The organism is Streptomyces sp. McG3, assembly GCF_018619185.1.
Lineage (GTDB): Bacteria > Actinomycetota > Actinomycetes > Streptomycetales > Streptomycetaceae > Streptomyces.
In genome coordinates this window covers 1-24,110 of the sequence record NZ_JAAXYC010000049.1, presented here as the reverse complement: position 1 = coordinate 24,110, position 24,110 = coordinate 1, and the positions used below count along the sequence as shown (strand labels likewise).

General features: G+C 70.8%; 23 protein-coding genes. 13 read left to right on the top strand and 10 right to left on the bottom strand.

The annotated features are described in order from the left end of the window. From HET64_RS11390 to HET64_RS11375, 4 genes are all read left to right on the top strand, one after another. Complete coding sequence (locus HET64_RS11390; RefSeq protein WP_215104442.1) at positions 1 to 1,827, top strand: acyl-CoA dehydrogenase; 1,827 nt, start codon at positions 1 to 3, stop codon at positions 1,825 to 1,827. A 109-nt stretch (positions 1,828 to 1,936) separates the two neighbouring features. Then, complete coding sequence (locus HET64_RS11385) at positions 1,937 to 2,563, top strand: Uma2 family endonuclease (protein ID WP_215104440.1); 627 nt, start codon at positions 1,937 to 1,939, stop codon at positions 2,561 to 2,563. Between the two features lie 60 nt (positions 2,564 to 2,623). Continuing rightward, a complete protein-coding gene (locus HET64_RS11380; RefSeq protein WP_215104438.1) occupies positions 2,624 to 3,922 on the top strand; it encodes a M18 family aminopeptidase in 1,299 nt (432 codons plus the stop codon). 100 nt (positions 3,923 to 4,022) lie between these two features. Beyond that, positions 4,023 to 4,244: a DUF6458 family protein gene (locus HET64_RS11375; RefSeq protein ID WP_215104431.1), complete on the top strand. Its 222-nt coding sequence runs from the start codon at positions 4,023 to 4,025 to the stop codon at positions 4,242 to 4,244. Positions 4,245 to 4,328: 84 nt separating this feature from the next. On the opposite strand, the gene HET64_RS11370 is transcribed toward HET64_RS11375, so the two are convergent. Next, positions 4,329 to 6,146, bottom strand: coding sequence for an NHL domain-containing thioredoxin family protein (locus tag HET64_RS11370; RefSeq protein ID WP_215104429.1), 1,818 nt, complete (start codon positions 6,144 to 6,146; stop codon positions 4,329 to 4,331). Positions 6,147 to 6,210: 64 nt separating this feature from the next. Between HET64_RS11370 and HET64_RS11365 the strand changes: the two genes are divergently transcribed. After that, positions 6,211 to 6,702, top strand: a complete 492-nt coding sequence (locus tag HET64_RS11365; protein ID WP_215104421.1) for an LURP-one-related/scramblase family protein — start codon at positions 6,211 to 6,213, stop codon at positions 6,700 to 6,702. A gap of 73 nt (positions 6,703 to 6,775) precedes the next feature. Here the strand turns inward: HET64_RS11365 and HET64_RS11360 are convergent, their stop codons facing one another. Both HET64_RS11360 and HET64_RS11355 read right to left on the bottom strand, forming a co-directional pair. Beyond that, positions 6,776 to 7,162 (bottom strand): hypothetical protein, encoded by a 387-nt coding sequence (locus HET64_RS11360; protein WP_215104419.1) that lies wholly within the window; start codon positions 7,160 to 7,162, stop codon positions 6,776 to 6,778. Positions 7,163 to 7,209: 47 nt separating this feature from the next. Next, complete coding sequence (locus HET64_RS11355) at positions 7,210 to 8,001, bottom strand: carbon-nitrogen family hydrolase (protein ID WP_215104417.1); 792 nt, start codon at positions 7,999 to 8,001, stop codon at positions 7,210 to 7,212. A gap of 222 nt (positions 8,002 to 8,223) precedes the next feature. Between HET64_RS11355 and HET64_RS11350 the strand changes: the two genes are divergently transcribed. After that, positions 8,224 to 9,048: a maleylpyruvate isomerase family mycothiol-dependent enzyme gene (locus HET64_RS11350; protein ID WP_215104415.1), complete on the top strand. Its 825-nt coding sequence runs from the start codon at positions 8,224 to 8,226 to the stop codon at positions 9,046 to 9,048. A gap of 91 nt (positions 9,049 to 9,139) precedes the next feature. On the opposite strand, the gene HET64_RS11345 is transcribed toward HET64_RS11350, so the two are convergent. Further along, positions 9,140 to 10,450, bottom strand: coding sequence for a nitrate/nitrite transporter (locus HET64_RS11345; RefSeq protein ID WP_215104413.1), 1,311 nt, complete (start codon positions 10,448 to 10,450; stop codon positions 9,140 to 9,142). Continuing rightward, positions 10,447 to 11,130 carry a GntR family transcriptional regulator gene (locus HET64_RS11340; RefSeq protein WP_215104411.1) on the bottom strand — a complete coding sequence of 228 codons (684 nt, stop codon included), beginning with the start codon at positions 11,128 to 11,130 and terminating at the stop codon, positions 10,447 to 10,449. The genes HET64_RS11345 and HET64_RS11340 overlap by 4 nt, the downstream gene beginning before the upstream one ends. A gap of 143 nt (positions 11,131 to 11,273) precedes the next feature. Between HET64_RS11340 and HET64_RS11335 the strand changes: the two genes are divergently transcribed. From HET64_RS11335 to HET64_RS11325, 3 genes are all read left to right on the top strand, one after another. Further along, positions 11,274 to 11,609 (top strand): helix-turn-helix transcriptional regulator, encoded by a 336-nt coding sequence (locus tag HET64_RS11335; protein ID WP_215104409.1) that lies wholly within the window; start codon positions 11,274 to 11,276, stop codon positions 11,607 to 11,609. After that, positions 11,609 to 12,283, top strand: coding sequence for a cation diffusion facilitator family transporter (locus HET64_RS11330; protein ID WP_215104407.1), 675 nt, complete (start codon positions 11,609 to 11,611; stop codon positions 12,281 to 12,283). The genes HET64_RS11335 and HET64_RS11330 overlap by 1 nt, the downstream gene beginning before the upstream one ends. A gap of 84 nt (positions 12,284 to 12,367) precedes the next feature. Next, the gene (locus HET64_RS11325) at positions 12,368 to 13,267 is read left to right on the top strand and encodes a D-alanyl-D-alanine carboxypeptidase family protein (RefSeq protein ID WP_215104405.1); all 900 of its coding nucleotides are present in this window, start codon (positions 12,368 to 12,370) and stop codon (positions 13,265 to 13,267) included. Between the two features lie 75 nt (positions 13,268 to 13,342). On the opposite strand, the gene HET64_RS40075 is transcribed toward HET64_RS11325, so the two are convergent. From HET64_RS40075 to pdhA, 4 genes are read right to left on the bottom strand one after another with little or no spacing between them, the layout of a single operon-like run. Next, positions 13,343 to 13,555, bottom strand: a complete 213-nt coding sequence (locus tag HET64_RS40075; RefSeq protein WP_374105554.1) for a DUF397 domain-containing protein — start codon at positions 13,553 to 13,555, stop codon at positions 13,343 to 13,345. Further along, positions 13,556 to 15,019 carry a dihydrolipoamide acetyltransferase family protein gene (locus HET64_RS11315; RefSeq protein ID WP_215104403.1) on the bottom strand — a complete coding sequence of 488 codons (1,464 nt, stop codon included), beginning with the start codon at positions 15,017 to 15,019 and terminating at the stop codon, positions 13,556 to 13,558. Between the two features lie 11 nt (positions 15,020 to 15,030). Beyond that, a complete protein-coding gene (locus tag HET64_RS11310; protein WP_215104401.1) occupies positions 15,031 to 16,011 on the bottom strand; it encodes an alpha-ketoacid dehydrogenase subunit beta in 981 nt (326 codons plus the stop codon). Positions 16,012 to 16,013: 2 nt separating this feature from the next. Next, entirely contained in the window at positions 16,014 to 17,174 is a 1,161-nt protein-coding gene (gene pdhA / locus HET64_RS11305) for a pyruvate dehydrogenase (acetyl-transferring) E1 component subunit alpha (protein ID WP_215104399.1), read from the bottom strand. A gap of 347 nt (positions 17,175 to 17,521) precedes the next feature. Between pdhA and HET64_RS11300 the strand changes: the two genes are divergently transcribed. The 3 genes from HET64_RS11300 to HET64_RS11290 all read left to right on the top strand — a co-directional run bounded on the left by HET64_RS11300 (position 17,522) and on the right by HET64_RS11290 (position 19,922). Beyond that, the gene (locus HET64_RS11300; RefSeq protein ID WP_215104397.1) at positions 17,522 to 18,181 is read left to right on the top strand and encodes a response regulator transcription factor; all 660 of its coding nucleotides are present in this window, start codon (positions 17,522 to 17,524) and stop codon (positions 18,179 to 18,181) included. 89 nt (positions 18,182 to 18,270) lie between these two features. Beyond that, entirely contained in the window at positions 18,271 to 18,738 is a 468-nt protein-coding gene (locus HET64_RS11295) for a pyridoxamine 5'-phosphate oxidase family protein (protein ID WP_215104395.1), read from the top strand. A gap of 152 nt (positions 18,739 to 18,890) precedes the next feature. Continuing rightward, positions 18,891 to 19,922, top strand: coding sequence for a phosphotransferase (locus HET64_RS11290; protein WP_215104462.1), 1,032 nt, complete (start codon positions 18,891 to 18,893; stop codon positions 19,920 to 19,922). Between the two features lie 75 nt (positions 19,923 to 19,997). Here the strand turns inward: HET64_RS11290 and HET64_RS11285 are convergent, their stop codons facing one another. Continuing rightward, positions 19,998 to 21,587, bottom strand: coding sequence for a protein kinase (locus HET64_RS11285; RefSeq protein ID WP_215104393.1), 1,590 nt, complete (start codon positions 21,585 to 21,587; stop codon positions 19,998 to 20,000). Between the two features lie 384 nt (positions 21,588 to 21,971). Here HET64_RS11285 and HET64_RS11280 point away from each other — a divergent pair, with 384 nt between their 5' ends. Beyond that, positions 21,972 to 23,597: a protein kinase gene (locus tag HET64_RS11280; protein WP_215104391.1), complete on the top strand. Its 1,626-nt coding sequence runs from the start codon at positions 21,972 to 21,974 to the stop codon at positions 23,595 to 23,597. Positions 23,598 to 24,110 lie beyond the last annotated feature (513 nt).

The following is a 24,110-nucleotide window of genomic DNA, read 5'->3' as shown; positions in this document are numbered from 1 at the left end:
ATGGGGCACTACAAGTCGAATCTCCGCGACATCGAGTTCAACCTCTTCGAGGTCCTCGGGCGCGACAAGGTGTACGGCACCGGTCCGTTCGGTGAGATGGACGTCGACACCGCGAAGAGCATCCTGGACGAGATCGCCCGCCTCGCGGAGAACGAGCTGGCCGACTCCTACGCCGACGCCGACCGCAACCCGCCGGTCTTCGACCCGGAGACGAAGACCGCCCCGGTCCCGGCGAGCTTCAAGAAGTCGTACCAGGCCTTCATGGACTCCGAGTACTGGCGCCTGGGCCTCCCCGAGGAGATCGGCGGCACCACGTCGCCCCGCTCCCTGATCTGGGGCTACGCGGAGCTGCTGCTCGGCGCCAACCCGGCCGTGTGGATGTACTCCTCCGGCCCGGCGTTCGCCGGCATCCTCTTCGACGAGGGCAACGACGAGCAGAAGAAGATCGCGGAGATCGCCGTCGAGAAGCAGTGGGGCTCGACGATGGTGCTGACCGAGCCGGACGCCGGCTCCGACGTCGGCGCCGGCCGGACGAAGGCCGTGCGGCAGGAGGACGGCTCCTGGCACATCGAGGGTGTGAAGCGTTTCATCACCTCGGGCGAGCACGACATGTCCGAGAACATCATCCACTACGTGCTGGCCCGCCCCGAGGGCGCCGGACCCGGCACCAAGGGCCTCTCGCTCTTCATGGTCCCGAAGTTCCACTTCGACTGGACCACCGGCGAGCTGGGCGAGCGCAACGGCGTGTACGCGACGAACGTCGAGCACAAGATGGGCCTCAAGGCCTCCAACACCTGCGAGATGACCTTCGGCGACCAGCACCCCGCCAAGGGCTGGCTGATCGGCGACAAGCACGACGGCATCCGCCAGATGTTCCGCATCATCGAGTTCGCCCGCATGATGGTCGGCACGAAGGCCATCGCCGCCCTCTCCGCGGGCTACCTGAACGCGCTGGAGTACGCCAAGGAGCGCGTCCAGGGTCCGGACCTGGCGAACTTCATGGACAAGACGGCGCCCAAGGTCACCATCACCCACCACCCCGACGTGCGCCGCTCGCTCATGACGCAGAAGGCGTACGCCGAGGGCATGCGCTCCCTCGTGCTGTACACCGCCTCCGTCCAGGACGCGATCCAGGAGCAGGAGGCCGCGGGCGAGGACACCAAGGCGCTCAACGGCCTCAACGACCTGCTGCTGCCGATCGTGAAGGGCTACGGCTCCGAGAAGTCCTACGAGCAGCTCGCCCAGTCGCTCCAGACGTTCGGCGGCTCCGGTTACCTCCAGGAGTACCCGGTCGAGCAGTACATCCGGGACGCCAAGATCGACACCCTCTACGAGGGCACCACGGCGATCCAGGGCCAGGACTTCTTCTTCCGGAAGATCGTCCGCGACCAGGGCGCCTCGCTCAACACGCTCTCCGAGGAGATCAAGAAGTTCCTCGCGGGCGCCCACGGCAACGAGGAGCTGGCCCCGGCGCTGGACTCGCTCGCCAAGGCCGCCGTGGACCTGGAGGCGATCGTCGGCACGATGATCACCGACCTCACCGCGACCGGCGAGGACGTCAAGAACATCTACAAGGTGGGCCTCAACACGACCCGCCTGCTGATGGCGTCCGGCGATGTCGTCGTCGGCTACCTGCTGCTCAAGGGTGCGGCCGTGGCCGCCGAGAAGCTGCCGACCGCCTCCGCCAAGGACGTCCCCTTCTACCAGGGCAAGATCGCCGCCGCGAAGTTCTTCGCCGCGAACGTCCTGCCGGGCGTCTCGACCGAGCGCGCGCTCGCCGAGTCGATCGACAACTCCCTGATGGAGCTGGACGAGGCCGCGTTCTAGGGAATCGCTCGCCTGTTTCGTCAACACGCGCCGCCATCCGAAATTCGTTCGGGTGGCGGCACTGTTGTATCGGCTGGGTACGCTGAGTACACGGGCCAGGATCCCTTCCATGGGAGGAACCATGACCGCCGAGGCACAGTCCGAAGCGTCGCAGCAGCGGCGCGCCAACCCCGGGTGGCCGGTCCCGCCACCGGACGGCTACACCGTGGACGATTTCTTCACGCTTGACGACCTCCCGCCGCACACAGAGCTGATCGACGGGAGCCTGGTTTTCGTGAGTCCGCAGCGGAAGTTCCATACGCTGGCGATGTATCTGCTGGAGCAGGGGCTTCGCGTCCATGTGCCCGGCCATCTGCGCGTACGCCGGGAGATGGCGGTCGTCCTCGCCAAGCGCAACGTCCCGGAGCCCGACCTTCTTGTCGTGACCGCCACAGCCGACGGAGACCAGCGCACCACCCGCTACGAGGCCGCCGACGTCCTCCTCGCCGTCGAGGTCGTCTCCCCCGATTCCGAGGACCGCGACCGGGACACCAAGCCGCACAAGTACGCGGCGGCGGGCATCCAGCACTTCTGGCTGGTCGAGATGGCCGGCGAGAACGACCACCCCATGGTCATCACCTACGAGCTGGACCCGGTCAACAAGACGTACGTCTCCACCGGCGTCCACCACGACCGGCTCAAGCTCTCCGCCCCGTACGACATCGACATCGACCTGACCTCGGTCGACGAGTTGTAGGGCCACGGATCCCCCCGGTCACCGGATACCGGACCCCGGGTCCTCGTTACAGTGAAGAACATGAGTTCCCCTCTCCGGTTCGACCGCGCCCACACCGATGACCTGATGTCCTTCCTGGCGGCCAGCCCGTCCCCGTACCACGCCGTGGCGAACGCCGCCGCGCGCCTGGAGGAGGCCGGCTTCCGGCAGGTCGAGGAGACCGCCGCCTGGGACGCGTCGGCCGGCGGGAAGTACGTGCTGCGCGGCGGGGCGATCGTCGCCTGGTACGTACCGGAGGGCGCCGAGGCGCACACCCCGTTCCGGATCGCCGGGGCGCACACCGACTCCCCGAACCTGCGGGTGAAGCCGCTGCCCGACACCGGGGCGCACGGCTGGCGCCAGATCGCCGTCGAGGTCTACGGCGGCACCCTGCTGAACACCTGGCTCGACCGGGACCTGGGCCTGGCCGGGCGGATCTCGCTGCGGGACGGCACCCACCGGCTGGTCAACATCGACCGGGCGCTGCTGCGGGTGCCGCAGCTGGCCGTGCACCTGGACCGGTCGGCCAACACCGAGGGGCTCAAGCTCGACCGGCAGAAGCACATGCAGCCGATCTGGGGGCTCGGCGATGTCGAGGAGGGCGACCTGATCCGCTTCGTCGCCGAGGAGGCGGGCGTCGACGCGGAGGACGTCACCGGCTGGGACCTGATGCCGCACGCCATCGAACCGCCCTCGTACCTGGGCCGGGACCGGGAGCTGGTGGCCGGGCCCCGGATGGACAACCTCCTCTCGGTGCACGCCGCGACCGCCGCCCTGGCCGCCGTCGCCGGGCAGAGCGACGCCGACATCCCGTACATCCCGGTGCTCGCCGCCTTCGACCACGAGGAGAACGGCTCCCAGTCCGACACGGGGGCCGACGGGCCGCTGCTGGGCTCGGTGCTGGAGCGCTCGGTGTTCGCGCGCGGCGGCACGTACGAGGACCGCGCCCGCGCCTTCGCCGGCACGGTCTGCCTCTCCTCCGACACCGGCCACGCCGTGCACCCCAACTACGCGGAGCGGCACGACCCGACGCACCACCCGGTCGCCAACGGCGGGCCGATCCTCAAGGTCAACGTCAACATGCGGTACGCCACCGACGGCAGCGGCCGTGCGGTGTTCGCCGCGGCCTGCGAGAAGGCGGGCGTGCCGTGGCAGAGCTTCGTGTCCAACAACGCGATGCCCTGCGGCACCACGATCGGACCGATCACCGCGGCCCGGCACGGCATCCAGACCGTGGACATCGGCGTGGCGATCCTCTCGATGCACAGTGCGCGTGAGCTGTGCGGCGCCGACGACCCGTATCTGCTGGCGAACGCTCTCGCCTCGTTCCTCGCGGGCTGACCCGCTAACCAACCGCCCTCTCACACATGGTTGTTGCCGGGCCGGGTACGCGACCCGTACACCGACCCGGACTCACCGGGCGGTCGAGGAGGCGGGATTCATGGGACTCGGAGGATGCATTCTCCTGATCGGTGGGGGCGCGATCCTGGCGTTCGCCACGGACTGGAAGATGGACACCGTCAATGTCGACCTGGTCGGCTGGATCATGATGCTCGTCGGCCTCGTGGGGGTCTTCGTCTACATGAGCATCGCGAGGCGCCGCCGTATGGTCGTGCCGCCCACCACCACCGTCGTCTCGGACGACGAGCACCGCTACCACTGACGGCCCGCACGACGACCGGCCCGCACTACCGCTGACGGCCCGTCCGGTCCGGCCCGCCCGGCGGCCCGGGCGGGCCGGACCCCCTCAGCCCTGCTCGTCCATGCCTGCCAGCACCAGCGGCAGCCGGGGCGTTCCCTCCGCGGTGACGCGGACGGGGACGCCCCAGTCCTGTTGGTGCACATGGCAGGCCGGGTACTCGTTGGCCGGGTCGTCGTCGCAGGACGCCGCCATCGCGGAGACGTGCAGCACGCCCTCGGTGACCCCGTCCGCGAGGACCAGGTCTCGCCCGAGGTCCGTCCCCGCGCCGGAGCCCTCCGCCAGCAGCTCGGGCGGGGTCGCGGAGACCAGCAGCCGGGTCGAGGGGCCGTAGCGGGTGTCCAGCTTCTGGCCCGCGGGCGCCTGGAAGACGACGTCAAGGCGGAGGGTGTCCGGGGCGATCTCGGTCGCGGCCCGCTGGGTGCGGTGCGCCCGGTCGGCGACCCGGACCGCCTCCTCCGGCAGCCGGAGCCGGGTCAGCCGGTGGCGGGCCGACTCGACGACGACCAGATCGCCGTCGACCAGCACCGCGTCGCTGGGCTCGCGGACATCGGTGGCCAGGGTGGTGACCTCGCCGGAGGCCGGGTCGTACCGGCGCAGGGCGTGGTTGTACGTGTCGCTGATCGCTACGGACCCGTCGGGCAGCGCGGTCACGCCGAGCGGATGCTGGAGGAGTGCCCGGTCGGCGGCCCCGTCGCGGTGGCCGAAGTCGAAGAGGCCGGTGCCGACCGCGGTGCGGACGTGCTCGTCGCGGTCGACCCAGCGCAGCGAGGACGTCTCCGAGTCGGCGACCCAGAGCCGCTCCCCGTCGGTGGAGACGGCGAGCCCGGACGGCTGGGCGAACCAGGCCTCGGCGGCCGGCCCGTCGACCAGGCCCTCGTTGGTGGTCCCGGCGGCGACGCGTACGGTCGCGCTCTCCGGGTCGTACGTCCACAGCTGGTGCACGCCCGCCATGGCGATCCACAGCCGTTCGCCGAACCAGGCGACGTCCCACGGCGAGGAGAGGTCCACCTCGCGCGCCGGACCGCTGGTCGCCGTCCCCTGCCACCACTGGCGGCCGGTCCCGGCGAGGGTGCTGGTCACGCCGGTCGTGAGGTCCAGGGCCCGGAGGGCGTGGTTGACGGTGTCCGCGACGGCGATCCGGCCGTCGGGGAGCACGGCGAGCCCCTGCGGTTCGCTGAACCGGGCCTCGTCCGGGCCGCCGTCGTGCAGACCGCGTTCGCCCGTGCCGAAGTGGCGGCGTACGGTCTCGCCGTCGGTGTCCAGTTCGACGAGGCGGTGCCGGGTGGTGTCGGAGACCAGGAAGCCCCCGTCCGGCAGGAGCAGCGCCTTGCCGGGGAAGCGCAGATGCGTGGCGACGGGCTCCGGCGCCACGTAGGGGCCGTCGCCACGCCGGAGCGTGCCCTTGGCCCCGTGCTCGGCCTCCAGCTCCTCGACGAGCTTCTCGATGGCGTGCGCGTGGCCCTCGCCCGCGTGCTGGGCGACGACATAGCCCTCGGGGTCGATCACGACGAGCGTCGGCCAGGCGCGTACGGCGTACTGCTTCCAGGTGGCCAGCTCGGGGTCGTCGAGGACGGGGTGGTGGACCTCGTAGCGCTCGACGGCGTCGACCACGGCCTGGTGCTCGGCCTCGTGGACGAACTTCGGCGAGTGGACGCCGATGATCACCACGGTGTCGCGGTGCTTCTCCTCCAGCTCGCGCAGCTCGTCCAGGACATGCAGACAGTTCACACAGCAGAACGTCCAGAAGTCGAGGATGACGATGCGCCCTCGCAGGTCAGCGAGGGTGTACTGCTGGTCGCCTGTATTGAGCCAGCCGCCCTTGCCGATGAGTTCGGGGGCGCGGACGCGTGCACGTGATGCCATGCCACCAGTCAACACCGTGACCGCCTGCACGCATTCCGCCGGACCCCGGGGGAACCTGTGACGCATGAGACTTCTCGTACGTGAGCGGCTGTTCTCCATCGGCGACGACTACTGGATCGAGGACGACGGGGGCCGCAAGGTCTTCCTGGTCGACGGCAAGGCGATGCGGCTGCGCGACACCTTCGAGCTGAAGGACGCCGAAGGCCGGGTCGTGGTCGAGCTGCGGCAGAAGCTGATCAGTCTGCGCGACACGATGCTCATCGAGCGGGGCGGCGAGGAGCTGGCCAAGGTCAAGCGCAAGCGGCTGTCGCTGCTCCGCAACCACTACCGGGTGACGCTGGTGGACGGCACGGAGCTGGACGTCAGCGGCCGGATCCTGGACCGCGAGTTCGCCATCGAGTACGACGGCGAGCTGCTGGCCCAGATCTCGCGCCGCCGGCTGACCCTCCGGGACACGTACGGCATCGACGTCGTCCGGGACGACGCCGACACCGCGCTGCTCATCGCGGTGGCGATGTGCGTGATCGTGCTGTCGGACAAGGACAACGAGGACTGAGGCCCTGCCCGCGCGCGGGAGTTCGTTGTTTCACGTGAAACGTGGAGCCCGGGAGGTCTGGTCCGACCGGGGCTCATCCCGCCTGGCGCGCGGCGGCCCGCCGGTCCGCCTGGACGAAGGCCGCCCCCGCGAGGGCGACGGCGGCGGCGAAGGAGACCGCGAGGGCCGGGTTGAGCCAGGACGGGACCGTCCCACTATTGAACAACCGGCCGTCGGTGGTGCGGCACAGGATGTGCACCGGGAGGTAGCGCACCTCGTGCGTCTCCACCTGAGCGCCTTCCGGCACGTTGGACGCGTACACGCACTGGTGCATCGGCGTCGAGTTCGTTCCCGACCCGACCTCGCTGACCGTGAGGCCGACGAGGAGAAGCCCGAGCAGGTAGAGGACGGCCGTGGCAGCGGCGGCGAAGATCGCCGTGCCACGGAGCAACGTCGATGCGGCGGCGCCCTGTTCAGCCATGGCGCTCACTGTAGCCAGGGCGTAGCGACCGCCCCCAGGGGCAGCCCTCAGAGCGGCGGCGCGAGCCCCAGCCGGCGGTCCTTCAGCGCCGGGAACTGCTCCCGGGTCTCCCGCACCTTCGCCGGATCCAGCTCGACGGTCAGGACCTCCTCGTCCGCGCCCGCCTGGGCCAGCACCTCGCCCCAGGGGTCGACGACGATGCTGTGTCCGGCCTGCTGGATGTCGCCGTGGGTGCCCGCCGTTCCGACGGCGAGTACGTACGCCTGGTTCTCCACGGCGCGGGCCTGCGCCAGGAGCGTCCAGTGGGAGCGGCGGCGCTCGGGCCAGCCCGCCGCGACGACCAGCGTCTCGGCGCCCGCGTCGACGAGCCCCCGGAACTGCTCGGGGAAGCGCAGGTCGTAACAGGTGGCGAGGCCCAGGGTGGTGTCCGGCAGGGCGACGGTCACCAACTCCTCGCCCGCGCCCATCATCACCGCCTCGCCCTTGTCGAAGCCGAAGCGGTGGATCTTGCGGTAGACGGCCGTGCGCTCGCCCTGGGGGGAGAAGACCAGGCTGGTGTTGTAAAGGGTGCCGTCGTCCGCCCGTTCGACGAAGGAGCCGGCGTGCAGCCAGGTCCCGGCCTCGACGGCGGCCTTCGCCATCACCTCGTGCGTGGGGCCCTCCAGGGGCTCGGCCTCCGCCTCGAAGGCGGTGTAGGCGAACGCCCCGACCGGCCACAGTTCGGGGAGAACCACCAAGTCAGCGCCCCGTTGGGCGACCACCAAGGAGGCCGCTCGCGCCCTGCGGGCATCGACGGATTCGTCCGGGTCAACTGCGATCTGGATGAGAGAGGCGCGCACACTACCACCGTCCTGGCATTCAAGCCGTCAACACGGGCCTACGATCGTCACACCAAAGCACTGCCGGGGTGCCTGCTCGCAGCGTAACTTGGACCCACCGCCGGTGGGTCCGACGGTCGAACCTCCCACGCAGCTCGCCGACAGCGCCGTCAGTGCCAGCCCACCCGCCAGCACTCCCTGCTCTCTCCAGCCCATGCACCGCAGAACCGCACGAGGGGTCCCGTGACCGTCCATCCCAGCCTCCAGCCCTACACCGACGCCGCGACCCACTCCATCGAGGCGATAGCCGAGCTGGTGAAGCCCCTCGCCGAGGGCGAGTGGAACCGCCGAACGCCCTGCCCGGGATGGTCGGTGCGCGACATCGTGTCGCACGTCATCGGCATGGAGTGCGAGATGCTCGGCGATCCCCGGCCGATCCACACCCTGCCGCGCGACCTCTACCACGTACAGAGCGACTTCGCCCGCTACATGGAGATGCAGGTCGACGTCCGGCGGCACCACACCTCCCCGGAGATCACCTCCGAGCTGGAGTACGTCCTCATCCGCCGGGCCCGCCAGATCCGCAACGAGTCGCGCAGCCCCGAGACCAAGGTCCGCGCGCCGCTGGGCGCCGAGCAGACCCTCGAAACAGCGCTGAACCTGCGGGCGTTCGACGTCTGGGTGCACGAGCAGGACCTGCGCGCCACGCTCGGGCAGCCCGGAAACCTGGACTCCCCCGGCGCCCTGATCACCCGGGACATGCTGCTCGCCGGGCTGCCGAAGGTGGTCGCCAAGGGAGCCGGCGCCCCCGCGAACTCGGCGGTCGTCTTCGACGTGCACGGGCCGGTGGAGTTCCTGCGGACGGTGCGGGTCGACGCGGAGGGCCGCGGTTCGGTGGACGGAGCGCCCTCGCTCGGCCCCGCCGTGACGCTGTCGCTGGACTGGGAGACGTACGTCCGGCTCGCCTGCGGGCGGGTCCGTCACCCGGCCGTCGCCGACCGGATCAAGGTCGAGGGCGACCAGGAGCTGGCCACCGCGATCCTGGACAACTTCGCCGTGACCCCGTGATCCCCTGATTCCGTAACACCGCCCCAGCGCCCCGGCGGCGCCCGTCCCGGACCATGGGCGACGGGCGCGCCGCCGAGCGCGCAGGAGACCGCTACGCCGGTACGTGCACGGCCTCGACGCGGCTCACCACGTGGTGATCGCGTTCCCTGAGCGCCGCCCGGCGGCGCAGCCGCAGGATCTGGGTGACGCCGAGCGCCTCCAGGACGAAGACCGAGGCGAACGCGACACGGTAGTTGTCGCCCGTGGCGTCCAGCAGGACCCCGACCGCGAACAGGGTGGTCATCGAGGCGATGAACCCGCCCATGTTGACGATTCCCGAGGCGGTGCCCTGACGCTCGGGCGGATTGGCCGGCCGCGCGAAGTCGAAGCCGACCATCGAGGCCGGTCCGCAGGTGCCGAGCACCACGCACAGGACGACGAGCAGCCACATCGGCGTGTGGTCGGCCGGGTAGAAGATCGCGGACGCCCAGAGCAGGGCCGTCGTGGCCACCGTGCCCAGCGCGATCGGGACGCGGGCCTCGTGGTGGCGGGCGATGATCTGCCCGTAGACGAGCCCCACCACCATGTTGGACAGCACCACCAGGGTGAGCAGCGCGCCCGCCGTGGCCCGGCTCAGCCCCTGCGCCTCGACCAGGAACGGCATCCCCCACAGCAGCAGGAACACCATCGCCGGGAACTGGGTGGTGAAGTGCACCCACATCCCGAGCCGGGTCCCCGGCTCCGTCCAGGCGGCGGCGATCTGCCGGCGGACGTACGCGGCCCCGGCGTGCTCGGCGGGCGGCGGCTCGTGGCCCTCGGGGTGGTCCTTGAGGAACAGCAGGAGCGGCACCAGCACCACGACCCCTGCCAGCGAGCTGCCGACGAACGTCGCGGTCCAGCCGTAACTGTGCAGCGCCCGCGCGATGAACAGCGTCGAGACGAGGTTTCCCGCCATCCCGAACAGCGCCGCGACCTGGCCGATCAGCGGTCCGCGCCGGGCCGGGAACCAGCGGCTGCCGAGCCGCAGCACGCTGATGAACGTCATCGCGTCGCCGCAGCCGAGCAGCGCGCGGGCCGCCAGCGCCATGCCGTACGAGGGGGAGAGCGCGAAGCCGAGCTGCCCGACGGTGAACAGGACGGCCCCGATCGTGAGGACCTTCTTGGTGCCGAGCCGGTCGACCATCAGGCCGACGGGTATCTGCATGCCCGCGTAGACGAGGAGCTGGAGGATCGAGAACGTGGACAGCGCGGAGGCGTTGACGTCGAACCGGTCGGCGGCGTCGAGTCCGGCGACGCCCAGGCTCGTACGGAAGATGATCGCGACGAAGTAGACGGCGACTCCGATGCCCCAGATCCAGCCGGCACGCCGGCCGCCGGGCGGGTCACCGGGCAGCGAGAGGGTGGGCGCGGCCGCCGAGCTCACCGGTCCTCACCCCGCACCAGCACCCGCACCCGGCTGACATGGCGGCGCACGACCAGGGCCGCCCCGTCGGCGTCCCCGGCGCGGATCGCCTCCAGCAGCTCACCGTGCTCGGTGATGTTGGCCTCGATCCTGCCCGGGTGGGCCTCCATCACCGCGACGCCCATCCGCAGCTGACGGTCGCGCAGCTGGTCGTAGAGGCGCGAGAGGATCTCGTTGCCGGCGTTCTTCACGATCTCGGCGTGGAAGCAGCGGTCCTTGACGGCCACCTCCGCCAGATCGCCGTCCTCCGCCAACTGCCGCTGTTCCTCCAGGAGCTGCTCCAGCCGGGCGATCAGCTGCGGGGACGCGGGCACCGCCTTGCGCGCGGCGAACTCCTCGACCAGCAGCCGGGTCTCCACCACGTCCTTGATCTCCTGCGCGGAGACGGCGAGAACGAGGGCGCCCTTCTTCGGGTAGAGCTTGATCAGCCCCTCGACCTCCAGCCGCAGCAGCGCCTCGCGCACCGGCGTCCGGGAGACGCCGACCGCGTCCGCGAGATCCCCTTCGGTGAGCAGCGTCCCGCCCTCGTAGCGGCGGTCGAGGACGGCTTCCTTGATGTGCGTGTAGACGCGCTCGGCAGCGGGCGGGCGCTTGAGGGAGGAGGTCGGCGGCTGTACGGGGGCGGAGGGTGCGGCAGGCATGCGCACAGCATAGATACAACATGCACGCATGTCGGCCCCCGTCCGGATTCTGGACCCCCGCCAGGGCGACAGGAAGAAGGCCGCCGAACGAACCCAACAGTTCAGGATTCTCTGAATTCAGGATTTAATGTACTGTCCGTCCCATGCTGACCGTCGCTTCCGACATCGAGGTCCTCGCGCGGTTCGGCCGCGCACTCGCCGACCCGATCCGCTGCCGCCTGCTGCTCGCGCTCCGCGAGGCCCCGGCGTACCCCTCCGACCTCGCCGAGGCCCTGGGCATCTCCCGGACCCGGCTCTCCAACCACCTGGCCTGCCTGCGCGACTGCGGCCTGGTCGTCACCGTGCCGGACGGCCGCCGGACACGCTACGAACTGGCCGACGACCGTCTCGGCAGCGCCCTGGACGACCTGCGCTCCGCGGTGGTGGCCGTCGAGTCGGACCGCACCTGCCCGGACGCGGAGACGGAGGGCTGCTGCTGATGACCACGCTCTCCCTCGGCCCCTCCCCGGCCCGCCGGGAGGTGCTCGCCCGCCGGATACGGCTGCTGGTCGCGGTCACCATCGCCTACAACGTCATCGAGGCGGTGGTCGCCCTCACCGCCGGAACGATCGCCTCCTCCAGCGCCCTGATCGGCTTCGGCCTGGACTCCGTCATCGAGGTCTCCTCCGCCGCCGCCGTCGCCTGGCAGTTCTCCGCCCGCGAGCACGCGGTGCGCGAGAGCCGGGAGAGGACGGCCCTGCGGATCATCGCGGTGTCGTTCTTCGCGCTCGCCGCGTACGTCGCCGTCGACGCGGTCCGGGCGCTGACCGGGACCGGCGAGGCGGAACCCTCCCCTCTCGGCATCGTCATCGCCGCGCTCTCGCTGGCCGTCATGCCGTTCCTGTCGGCCGCCCAGCGGCGCGCGGGACGCGAGATCGGGTCCGCCTCCGCCGTCGCGGACTCCAAGCAGACCCTGCTGTGCACGTACCTCTCCGCCGTACTGCTGGCCGGACTCCTCCTCAACGCGACCCTCGGCTGGACCTGGGCCGATCCCGTCGCCGCCCTCGCCATCGCCGGCCTCGCCGTCAAGGAGGGGCGCGAGGCCTGGCGGGGCAAGGGCTGCTGCGCCCCGACGGCCCATGGTCAAGCCTGCGCAAATTCACCCGAGCGGTAACACATCCATTGCCCCGTCCCAGGAGTCTCACCTGCGAGCGGCACCCTTATGTGGCCGCATATCAGGGGCATTTGGAGCGTTCAGTTGAATATCGGCATCAAGCGCATCAATCGCGTCACCGTCACGGCCACCGTGACGCTCACCGCCGGTGCGGTGCTCGCGGGCAGCGCCTTCGCCTCCACGGCGCACGCCGCCACGCCGCCGACTCCGAAGATCGTCGCCAAGGGCGGCTTCGTGATGAACGACGGCACCGGCAAGACCCTCTTCACCAAGTCCGCGGACACCCGGCGTTCCACGGGCTCCACCACCAAGATCATGACGGCGCTGGTGGTCCTGTCGCAGAAGAACGTGAACCTGAAGTCCAAGGTCACGGTCCAGAAGGCGTACAGCGACTACATCGTCAAGAAGAACGCCTCGTCCGCCCGGCTCATCGTCGGCGACAAGCCCACCGTGGGCCAGCTCCTCTACGGCCTGATGCTCCCCTCCGGCTGCGACGCCGCGTACGCCCTGGCCGACAAGTTCGGCTCCGGCAAGACCCGTGCGGCCCGCGTGAAGTCGTTCATCGGCAAGATGAACGCCACGGCCAAGAGCCTCAAGCTGAAGAACACCCGCTTCGACTCGTTCGACGGCATAGGGGGCGGCAACAACTACTCGACCCCCCGTGACCTGACGAAGATCGCCAGCAAGGCGATGAAGAACTCCACGTTCCGCTCGATCGTCAAGACCAAGTCGACCAAGCAGAAGGTCACCACGAAGAGCGGTGGCTACCGCTACATGTCGTGGAGCAACACCAACAAGATGCTCAGCAGCTACAGCGGCGACATCGGCGTCAAGACCGGCTCCGGCCCGACCGCCAAGTACTGCCTGGTCTTCGCCGCGACCCGCAAGGGCAAGACAGTCATCGGCACGGTGCTCACCTCGTCCTCCGAGGCGAACCGCACCGCCGACGCGAAGAAGCTGATGGACTACGGGTTCAAGAAGTAGCCCGCACGCGTTGCACGGCGAAGGGGCCCGGCCCGCACGGAGTGTGCGGACCGGGCCCCTTCGCGTTGCCGAGGCTCACGGCCGCCGGCGGCGCAGGCCGGCCCTGAAGGCGTCCCAGGCGGCGGGCGCGAGCGTGAGCACGGGGCCGCCGAGACGCGTGGAGTCGCGGACGGGTCGTCGAGCCGCGCACGGAGGGAAAGACCGTGTACGCCGAACCCGCCGTGCGGTGAGGGCCGGACATACCGGTGGGCCCGTACGCCGCAACGTACGGGCCCACCGGAAAAGCACCTAAGCCCAGGTGATCAGGCGCTTCGGCTGCTCCAGGATCGCCGCCACATCGGCCAGCACCTTGGAGCCCAGCTCGCCGTCGACCAGACGGTGGTCGAACGACAGGGCCAGCGTGGTGACCTGACGCGGCTTCACCTTGCCCTTGTGGACCCACGGCTGGAGCTTGATCGCGCCGACCGCCAGGATCGCGGACTCGCCCGGGTTGAGGATCGGCGTACCGGTGTCGACACCGAAGACGCCGACGTTGGTGATGGTCACCGTGCCGCCCGCCATCGCCGCCGGGGACGTCTTGCCGTCCCGGGCCGTGGCGACCAGCTCGCCCAGGGCCGCCGCGAGCTGCGGCAGCGTCCGGTCGTGCGCGTCCTTGATGTTCGGCACGATCAGACCGCGCGGGGTGGCCGCCGCGATGCCCAGGTTGACGTAGTGCTTCCGCACGATCTCCTGGTTGGCCTCGTCCCAGGCGGCGTTGACCTCGGGGTTCCGCTTGATCGCGACGAGGAGGGCCTTGGCGATGATCAGGAGCGGGTTGACCCGCACCCCCGCCATGTCCTTGTCCTCCTTGAGCTCGGCCACGAGCTTCATCGTGCGCGTCACGTCGACCGTGACGAACTCGGTGACGTGCGGCGCGGTGAACGCGCTGCCCACCATCGCCTGCGCGATGGCCTTGCGCACGCCCTTGACCGGGATGCGGGTCTCGCGGGCGGAGTCGGAGGCCACGGCGGCTGCCGGGGCCTCGGAAGCCGTCGGCGAGGGGGCCGGGGCAGCCACCGGAGCCGTAACCGCCGGCGCCGCCGCCGCGTGGACGTCCTCGCGGGTGATGATGCCGTCCCTGCCGGTCGGCACCACCGTCGCCAGGTCGATGCCCAGGTCCTTGGCGAGCTTGCGGACCGGGGGCTTGGCGAGCGGACGGCCTCCGTCCGGCGCACCGGCCTGAGCCGGCACCGCAGGCGCGGGAGCGGGAGCAGCCGGTGCCGCGTGCCCGTTCAGTTCGGCCTGCACCGCCGCCGCGACGGCGGCGGCCTCCGGAGCCGCCGTGGCCCCCTTGCGCGGGCGGCGCTTGGTGGAGGACTCGGCGACGCCGTAGCCCACCAGGACCGGCGTACGGCCCTTCGGCGCGTCACCGTCGCCCGCATCGGCGGACTCCACCGGCTCCTGGGCCGGAGCGGCCGGGGCCGGAGCAGGCGCGTCACCGCTGCCCGGGGCCACGTCGATCGCGATGATCACCTGGCCGACGTCGACGGTCGTGCCCTCGGGGAAGCGCAGCTCGTGCACCACCCCGTCGAACGGGATCGGCAGCTCGACGGCCGCCTTCGCGGTCTCGACCTCGCACACGACCTGGCCGTCGGTGACGGTGTCGCCGGGCTGGACGAACCACTTGAGGATCTCGGCCTCGGTCAGTCCCTCGCCCACGTCGGGCATCTTGAACTCACGGAAACGAGCGGACGTTTCGGTCATCGTCGTCACGAACCCTCTCCTCAGAACGCCAGCGAGCGGTCGACGGCGTCGAGCACCCGGTCCAGGCCGGGCAGATACTCGTCCTCCAGCCGGGCCGGCGGGTAGGGGACGTGGTAGCCGCCGACCCGCAGCACGGGCGCTTCGAGGTGGTAGAAGCAGCGCTCGGTGATCCGGGCGGCGATCTCCGCGCCGGAGCCGTAGAAGACGGGCGCCTCGTGGACGACCACGACCCGGCCGGTCTTCTCCGCCGACGTCTGGATGGCGTCGAAGTCGATCGGGGACATCGAGCGCAGGTCCAGGACCTCGATCGACTTGCCCTCCTCCTGGGCGGCGGTGGCCGCTTCCTGACAGACCTTCACCATCGGCCCGTACGCGACGAGCGTGAGGTCGCTGCCCTCGCGGACGGTCACGGCCCTGTGCAGCGGGCCCGGGATGGACTCGGTGTCGACCTCGCCCTTGTCCCAGTAACGCCGCTTGGGCTCGAAGAAGATGATCGGGTCGTCGCTCTGGACGGCCTGCTGCATCATCCAGTAGGCGTCGCTCGCGTTGGACGGCGAGACCACCTTCAATCCCGCGACGTGCGCGAAGAGCGCCTCGGGGGACTCGCTGTGGTGCTCGACCGCGCCGATGCCGCCGCCGTACGGAATGCGCACGACGACCGGCAGCTTGATCTTGCCGAGCGCGCGGGCGTGCATCTTGGCGAGCTGCGTGACGATCTGGTCGTACGCGGGGAAGACGAAGCCGTCGAACTGGATCTCGACGATCGGGCGGTAGCCGCGCAGGGCCAGGCCGATCGCCGTGCCGACGATGCCGGACTCGGCGAGCGGGGTGTCGATCACCCGGTCCTCGCCGAAGTCCTTCTGGAGTCCGTCGGTGATGCGGAAGACGCCGCCGAGCTTGCCGACGTCCTCACCCATGATGAGGACCTTGGGGTCGTTGTCGAGGGCGAGGCGGAGCGACTCGTTGAGCGCTTTCGCGATGGACATCTTTTCCACGGCCATGGCTACTTGCCCTCCTCGGCAGAGTCGGCGAACGATGCCTGGTAGGCGGAGAACTGGGCCCGCTCCTCGTCCACGAGGGAGTTGCCGTCGGCGTAGCCGTGCTCGAACAGGGCCATCGGGTCCGGGTCGGGCATCGCGCGCACCGCCTCCCGTACCCGCTTGCCGAGGGTCTCGCTCTCCTCGTCCAGCGCGGTGAAGAAGGCCTCGTCCGCGAGCTTCTCCTTCTCCAGGTAGGCGCGCACCCGCAGGATCGGGTCCTTGGCCTCCCACGCGGCCCGCTCCTCGTCGGCCCGGTACTTCGTCGGGTCGTCGGAGGTGGTGTGGGCGCCCATCCGGTAGGTGAACGCCTCGACCAGGGTCGGGCCCTCGCCCCGGCGCGCGCGCTCCAGCGCGGAGCGGGTGACGGCCAGGCAGGCGAGGACGTCGTTGCCGTCGACCCGGACGCCGGGGAAGCCGTAGCCCTGGGCGCGCTGGTAGAGCGGCACGCGGGTCTGGCGCTCGGTGGGCTCGGAGATGGCCCACTGGTTGTTCTGGCAGAAGAAGACGACGGGGGCGTTGTAGACCGCGGAGAAGGTGAACGACTCGGCGACGTCGCCCTGGCTGGAGGCCCCGTCACCGAAGTACGCGATCACGGCGGAGTCCGCGCCGTCCTTGGCGACGCCCATGGCGTAGCCGGTGGCGTGCAGCGTCTGCGAGCCGATGACGATCGTGTACAGGTGGAAGTTGTTGCTGTTCGGGTCCCAGCCGCCGTGGTTCACCCCGCGGAACATGCCGAGCAGATTGGTCGGGTCGACGCCGCGGCACCAGGCGACCCCGTGCTCCCGGTAGGTCGGGAAGACGTAGTCGTCGTCGCGCAGGGCCCGGCCGCTGCCGATCTGGGCGGCCTCCTGGCCGAGCAGCGAGGCCCACAGGCCCAGCTCGCCCTGGCGCTGGAGGGCGGTCGCCTCGGCGTCGAAGCGGCGGGTGAGGACCATGTCCCGGTACAGGCCGCGCAGCTCGTCGGCGCTCAGATCGATGCTGTAGTCCGGGTGCTCGACGCGCTCGCCCTCGGGCGTCAGCAGCTGTACGAGCTGGGGCTCGGAACTCTGCGGCTTCTTCGCGGCGCTGGTCCGCTTACTGGCGCGTCGCGGTTTACGCGCGGCGGCAGTGCTCTCCACGGTCACGTGCGTGCTCCTCCGTCGGTCCGGCCCCCGGGGTCTGCCGGGAACCAGTGCGGCTCGCCTGGATCCGGAGCCGTGCACGGGGTGGGTGCCGGTCGGCCGGAGTCAGGCGTGACAGGTGCCCCGGCGAGTGCCCTGTCATAGGCACGTTACCCACAGCGTCGCAGAACTGCGAAACCCTATCTGACCTGCGATTTTGCTTGGATTTCCAAGTAAATCGAAAAAATCGCGAAGCTCTGCTGGTCAGGGCACTGGAAACAGCCTTGCAGGACGCCGGAACAACGGCACGTTATCCCGCGGATCAGCCCCAGGGAAGAGCGGAGGGGAGGCGAGTATGTGAGACTGCGACCGTGCGCGAAGATGGAAAAATCACGGTATTTCTGCTCGATGATCACGAGGTCGTCCGGCGTGGCGTCCATGAGCTGCTCTCCGTCGAGGCGGACATCGAGGTGGTCGGCGAGGCCGGTACCGCCGCGGACGCCCTCGTGCGGATCCCGGCGACGCGCCCCGATGTGGCGGTGCTCGACGTGCGGCTGCCGGACGGCAGCGGTGTGGAGGTGTGCCGGGAGATCCGTTCCCAGGACGAGAACATCAAATGCCTGATGCTCACCTCGTACGCCGATGACGAGGCGCTTTTCGACGCGATCATGGCGGGCGCGTCGGGATACGTGCTGAAGGCGATCCGCGGCAACGAACTGCTGAATGCCGTACGGGACGTGGCGGCCGGAAAATCCCTGCTGGACCCGGTGGCCACCGCCCGGGTGCTGGAGCGGCTGCGCGACGGCGGCACCGGCAGGGGCGACGACAAGCTCGCCGGCCTCACCGAACAGGAACGCAGGATCCTGGACCTGATCGGCGAGGGCCTGACCAACCGGGTCATCGGGGAGCGGCTGCACCTGGCCGAGAAGACCATCAAGAACTACGTCTCCAGCCTGCTGTCCAAGCTGGGCATGGAGCGCCGCTCCCAGGCGGCCGCGTACGTCGCGCGGCTCCAGGCCGAGCGCCGCTGAGCCCCCCGCTCCGCAGGGACTTTGGTCCCGGGCCACCCGGGGCAGGCGACTCTTACGCGGCCCCTACGGGCCGGGGGACAGTGGAATCCATGTCCTTCGACGAACTCCCCGCGACCGGGACGATCCGGCGGGCCGCGACCGGCACGATTCTCCGGACCGGGCAGGTCCGGAGAGCGGAGCCCATCGAACTGCTCCGCCGCGTCCTGTACGGCCGCCTCGCGACGAGCATGCGGGCCCTGCCGTTCCTGACGGTGGCCCGGCACGTCGTGTGCGACGGCCGCATCCTGCTGCGGATGCACAGCGGCTTCGGCCACCACGAGGCGTGCGACGGGAGCGTCGTCGCGTACGGCGCGGACAACTACAACGACACGGCCTCCGGCGACGGCGGCGACCTGTGGTCGGTGCAGTTCACCGGCCCCGCCGAGATCGTGCACCCCTGCCCCGAGCAGGAGCGGCTGTTCGGCGCCGCCCCCGTCTCCGTCAACGGGGAGCCCTTCGCGCCGGCCTACCTCCGGGTCGATCCGCACTTCGTCACGGAGCACACGCTGACGTTCTGAGGCACCGATGAACCGGGGCGCCTCCGCCGGCCCCTCTAGCGCACCTCCGGGCGTGACCGCAACTCCCGCCGAGCGGCCACGCAGAGTGATCTAACATCTGGTAAGTGCCGCGCTCATATGTCACTCGTCCACCTGTTCCCCCGGTCGGCGAGGTGCTGCGCCGTTACCCGAACGTGGGCGAGCCGCTCGCCTGCGAGCCGATCACCAAGGGCCTGCTGAACCACGGATACCGCGTCTCCACCACGCGCGGGTCCTACTTCCTCAAGCACCACCTCGACAAGAAACACCTGGACGACACCAGCGGCGAACGCGCCGCGATCGTGCGCCAGCACCGCGCCACCCAGCGCCTGCAGTCGCTCGGCGTCCCCGTCGTCCCGCCCCTGACGGACACCCGGGGCGACACCGTCACCGTGATCGGCGAACGGTGCTACGCCCTGCACCCATGGGTCGACGGCCTCCACCGGGCCGGCTCCGAGCTGACCCTCTCCCAGTCGCGTCGGCTCGGTGCGCTCCTGGGGACCGTGCACACCGGTCTGGAACAGGTGATGGCGCCGCGCGACGGCCCCCATCCGGCGAGCCCGCCCGCCCGGCCGGTCCACCGCAGCCCGGACGCCGCCGACACCTTCGCTCTGATCGACGACCTGCTGGCCGCCGCGCGCGGGCAGGGCGGCCGGGACGCCCCCCGCGACGCCTTCGACGAACTCGCCGTGCACCGGCTCGTGGAGCGCCGCGCCCTGCTCGAACAGCACTCCCACCGCCGCCCTCCCACCCCGGACGGTCCCGCCACCGGCTGGGTGCACGGGGACTTCCACCCGCTGAACCTGCTCTACCGGGGCGCCGACCCGGTCGCGATCGTGGACTGGGACCGGCTGGGCGTACAGCCGCGCGCCGAGGAGGCGGTACGGGCGGCGGCGATCTTCTTCGTCCGCCCGGCCGGGGAGCTGGATCTCGCCAAGGTACGGGCGTACGCCCGCGCGTACCGGCGGGCCGCCGGGGCGGGGGCCGCGGAACTGGCGGCCGCGGCGCACCGCGTGTGGTGGGAGCGGCTCAACGACTTCTGGATACTCCGCTGGCGCTACCGCCTCCACGACCGCAGGGCCGACCCGCAGTTCCCCGCGGTGTCGGCCCTGGCGGTGTGGTGGACGCGGGAGTACGAGGCGGTGTCCGCGGCCTTCACGGAGTGAACCGGTGCACCACCGCGTGAGCCCGGCGCGCGCCACGAGGGCGCACGCCGGGCTCAGGGCTGGTGCGGTGGTGCGTTATCCCGTCGTGGCGCCGAGCGCCGTCTCGCCGGGCGTCGTGCCCGTACCGCCGTCGTCGCCGGCCCCGCCGTCGTCGCCGCCGGCGCCGCCCGGGGTGCCGGGATCGGTGGTCGGGTCGGTGGGCTCACCGGTGGGCTCGCCGCTGCTGCCCTCGTTGGTGTTGCCGTCCGATGCCCCGGCGTCCGTGTCGGTCGGGGTCGGGGACGGGGTGAAGGAGGGTTCGCTCGGGGTCGGGTCCGGGTTGTACGGCGGCGGATTCGGCTGCGTCTGACCGCCGGTGGAGGAGGTGTCCGGCTCCTCCGGCTCCTCGCTCTCCTCGTCCTCCGACGGCTCCTCCGAGGGTTCCTCCTCGGACTGGCTCACCGAGGTGGACGGGGTGACCGGGTCCTTCTTCCCCCCGTCGTCCTTCGCGGCGTTGACGGCGAAGGCGACCCCCGCGCCGATCGCGATCAGCGCGAGCAGGACGAAGAGCCACATCTTGCCGCGCCCGCCGGAGCGCCGGCCGCCGCCGTCGTAGCCCCCGTCGTCCGGGTTGTACGGCGGCAGGATCGGGCCCTGCGAGGTGTCCCCGTGCATCGGGTGACCCATCGCGCGGGTGGAGCCGGACATCCCGTGCGGCGGGGTCTGGCCCCCCTCGTGCAGCGCGACCGGGCCGGTGTTCCACGTGCCCGTGTGGCCGCCCTGCACCTGGAGCATCTGGAGGCTGTACTGGACGAGCCCGCGCATCTCCTCGGCGCTCTGGAACCGGTCGTCCGGGTCCTTCGCCAGCGCGCGCATCGCCATCCCGTCCAGCTCCGGCGGCACCACGTCCGAGACCTCGGACGGCGGCACCGGGATGTCCTGGACGTGCTGGTAGACCACCGAGAGCGGGGTCTCGCCGGTGAAGGGGGGCCGCAGCGCCAGCAGTTCGTAGAGCAGGCAGCCGGTGGCGTACAGGTCGGACCGGTGGTCGACCGCCTTGCCGAGCGCCTGCTCGGGGGAGAGGTACTGCGGGGTGCCCATGACCATGCCGGTCTGGGTCATCGTCGACTGCGCGCCGTGCAGCGCGCGGGCGATGCCGAAGTCCATCACCTTGACCGCGCCCGACTCCGTGATGATCACGTTGGCGGGCTTGATGTCGCGGTGCACGATGCCGTGCTGGTGCGAGTACGCGAGGGCTTCCAGCACCCCCGAGACGATGATCAGCGCCTGCTCGGGCGGCGGGGCCTCCGCGGTCAGGAGCAGATCGCGGATGGTGCGGCCCTCGACCAGCTCCATCACGATGTAGGGGACGGTCTGGCCGCCCACGACGTCCTCGCCGGAGTCGTAGACGGCGACGATCGCGTGGTGGTTGAGGCCCGCGACGGACTGTGCCTCGCGGGTGAAGCGCGCCTTGGAGACCGGATCCTCGGCCAGGTCGGAACGGAGGAGCTTCACCGCGACCGTACGTCCGAGCCGGACGTCCTCCGCCGCGTAGACCTCTGCCATGCCGCCCCGGCCGAGCCGGTAGGTCATCCGGTAGCGTCCGTCACCGACCACGCCGCCGACACCCCAGGCGTCGGAGCCATCCGAAACTCCGCCGCCGTTTGCTTCGGAATCGGGTGCCATCAGTCCTCGCCGTCGTATCTGTCCGCGCGTCCGCGGGTTCTCACGGTGCCTTGCTGCATTGAAGCGTCACGCTACAGCCTCCGCCGGACACCACGGTTCCGCTGCGGCAGGATCATCTGACCGCCCGGCGCGTCCTACACATGGATTTGATGCGTTTCCTGTAACGCTTCCGAGACGCTTCTTGTGCGTAGGGTCACGGAACGGGCACCCGGCTTGACGTGTCGGACCCCTGGGGCAGACTTGGCGCGTAATCGCGTTGTACGGAACCGCGTCGCACGCCATCACGTCAGACAGAAACGACGTCAGACAGATACAACGACGTCGGATACGACGTCAGACAGATACACCGCGTGCGACCGCGCGCCGCCGAGGGGGATGCAAGTCATGAGCCAGGACGGCGCACAGGGCCGCTACGCGGGCGGGGCGGTCGCGGGCGGCCGCTACCAGCTGCGCGACCTGCTCGGCGAGGGCGGGATGGCGTCCGTATACCTGGCCTACGACTCCGCCCTCGACCGCCAGGTCGCGATCAAGACCCTGCACACGGAGCTCGGCCGCGAGCAGTCCTTCCGCGAGCGCTTCCGGCGCGAGGCGCAGGCCGTCGCCAAGCTCCAGCACACCAACATCGTCTCCGTCTTCGACACCGGCGAGGACGAGCTCGGCGGTGCGCTGATGCCGTACATCGTCATGGAGTACGTCGAGGGGCAGCCGCTCGGCTCGGTGCTGGCCGCCGACATCCGCACGCATGGCGCGATGCCCGCCGACAAGGCCCTCAAGGTGACGGCGGACGTGCTCGCCGCGCTGGAGACCAGCCACGAGATGGGCCTGGTCCACCGGGACATCAAGCCCGGCAACGTGATGATGACCAAGCGCGGCGTCGTCAAGGTCATGGACTTCGGCATCGCCCGTGCCATGCAGTCCGGTGTCACCTCGATGACGCAGACCGGCATGGTCGTCGGCACCCCGCAGTACCTCTCCCCCGAGCAGGCACTCGGCCGCGGCGTCGACGCCCGGTCCGACCTGTACTCGGTCGGCATCATGCTCTTCCAGCTGCTCACCGGCCGGATCCCGTTCGACGCGGACTCGCCGCTGGCCATCGCGTACGCGCATGTGCAGGAGGAGCCGGTCGCGCCGTCCAGCATCAACCGGTCGGTCACCCCGGCGATGGACGCCCTCGTCGCCCGCGCGCTCAAGAAGAACCCGAACGAGCGCTTCCCCAGCGCCGCCGCGATGCGCGACGAGATCGCCCGCGTGCTCAACGCCTCCGGCGGCCAGACCGGCGCCCCGGTGATCGTGGCCGGCGGCGGACCCGCCAACAGCGGCTCCGGTGTCGGCTCCGCGGTGTTCCCGCCGGTCGACCAGAGCACCCCGGCGCCCCAGAGCGTCCAGACGCCGTACCAGCCCCAGCAGCACCAGCCGGGCCCGTACGGCCAGCCGACCCCGGCGCCCACGCCGGGCTACGGCTACCCGCAGTCGGCCCAGGGCTATCAGGCCCCGGGCCCGCTGGCCCACCAGACCCCGCCGCCGTACTCGATCAGCCCGCAGCACTCGACGGCCGTGGGCACCGCCGGCGGCGGCGCCAAGCGGAACATGCCGGTCGTCGTCGGTTCGATCGTCGTCGCGCTGCTGGCCATCGGCGGCCTGATCACCGCGATCGCCCTCCAGGGCGGCAAGGACGACGAGGCGGGCAAGGGCGGAGACCCGGACACCAGCGAGGTGGAGGGCTACCGACCGCCCGAGCGCAACCGGACGATGAAGGACACGGAGTGCACGAGCGCCTCCGAGGACTCCAACGACCCGGCGAAGGTCCAGGCGCCGAACTTCGTCTACAAGGACATCCGGTCCGCGAAGGCGTGTGCGGCCGCCGCGGGGTGGACGATCAAGGAGATCGAGGAGAAGGGCAACACCTACGCCGACGGCCAGGTAGTGGGGCAGTTCCCGTCTTCCGGCGCGGCCGTCTCCGAGCGCGGGGCGCACTTCGAGCTGCAGGTCTCCACCGGCAAGCCCTCCTGATCCGCCGGTCACCCAGGCTCTCCCGATCCGCCGGTCACCTTCGGACACTGCCCGGCCGGGCAGTGTCCGAAGGTGACCGTTACGGGTCCATGGATCTCCGTCCCGGACCGCTACAAGGGCACGATCAGGGCCCGTATTTCCGGATACCGCGTCCGGGATGCCGGATGAGGGGGCCCGTGTGACGCTGATCTCATGGCTCCAGGACTTCCGGCCGCATGGTCGTCGAGGTGTGCGGTCTGTCTGATGGCGGTGGCCGGAGCGGCGCTGGGGCCGCTGGGTGGCCCCGCCCACGGTGCACCGGCGCCCGACGGCCCGTCCCGCACCGCCACGACGCCCGCGCCCGGGACGTCGAGCCCCGCCGCCACCACGTCCGCGGCCCCCTCCCGTCCGGCCGCGCCACGGCCCCTGCCGTCGGGCTCCGCCTCCCCCTCGGGGCTCCCCTCCGCCCTGCCCCCGACGTCCGGTGTCCCGGTCCCCGGAGCGTCGGGGGCAGGGCGGAGGGGAGCCCCGAGG

Bases quoted from the DNA above. Each gene is read 5' to 3' on its own strand.
- HET64_RS11390 (WP_215104442.1), top strand. From the start codon at position 1: ATGGGGCACTACAAGTCGAATCTCCGCGACATCGAGTTCAACCTCTTC.
- HET64_RS11385 (WP_215104440.1), top strand. From the start codon at position 1,937: ATGGGAGGAACCATGACCGCCGAGGCACAGTCCGAAGCGTCGCAGCAG.
- HET64_RS11380 (WP_215104438.1), top strand. From the start codon at position 2,624: ATGAGTTCCCCTCTCCGGTTCGACCGCGCCCACACCGATGACCTGATG.
- HET64_RS11375 (WP_215104431.1), top strand. From the start codon at position 4,023: ATGGGACTCGGAGGATGCATTCTCCTGATCGGTGGGGGCGCGATCCTG.
- HET64_RS11370 (WP_215104429.1), bottom strand. From the start codon at position 6,146: ATGGCATCACGTGCACGCGTCCGCGCCCCCGAACTCATCGGCAAGGGC.
- HET64_RS11365 (WP_215104421.1), top strand. From the start codon at position 6,211: ATGAGACTTCTCGTACGTGAGCGGCTGTTCTCCATCGGCGACGACTAC.
- HET64_RS11360 (WP_215104419.1), bottom strand. From the start codon at position 7,162: ATGGCTGAACAGGGCGCCGCCGCATCGACGTTGCTCCGTGGCACGGCG.
- HET64_RS11340 (WP_215104411.1), bottom strand. From the start codon at position 11,130: ATGCCTGCCGCACCCTCCGCCCCCGTACAGCCGCCGACCTCCTCCCTC.
- HET64_RS11335 (WP_215104409.1), top strand. From the start codon at position 11,274: ATGCTGACCGTCGCTTCCGACATCGAGGTCCTCGCGCGGTTCGGCCGC.
- HET64_RS11330 (WP_215104407.1), top strand. From the start codon at position 11,609: ATGACCACGCTCTCCCTCGGCCCCTCCCCGGCCCGCCGGGAGGTGCTC.
- HET64_RS11310 (WP_215104401.1), bottom strand. From the start codon at position 16,011: ATGGCCGTGGAAAAGATGTCCATCGCGAAAGCGCTCAACGAGTCGCTC.
- HET64_RS11295 (WP_215104395.1), top strand. From the start codon at position 18,271: ATGTCCTTCGACGAACTCCCCGCGACCGGGACGATCCGGCGGGCCGCG.
- HET64_RS11285 (WP_215104393.1), bottom strand. From the start codon at position 21,587: ATGGCACCCGATTCCGAAGCAAACGGCGGCGGAGTTTCGGATGGCTCC.
- HET64_RS11280 (WP_215104391.1), top strand. From the start codon at position 21,972: ATGAGCCAGGACGGCGCACAGGGCCGCTACGCGGGCGGGGCGGTCGCG.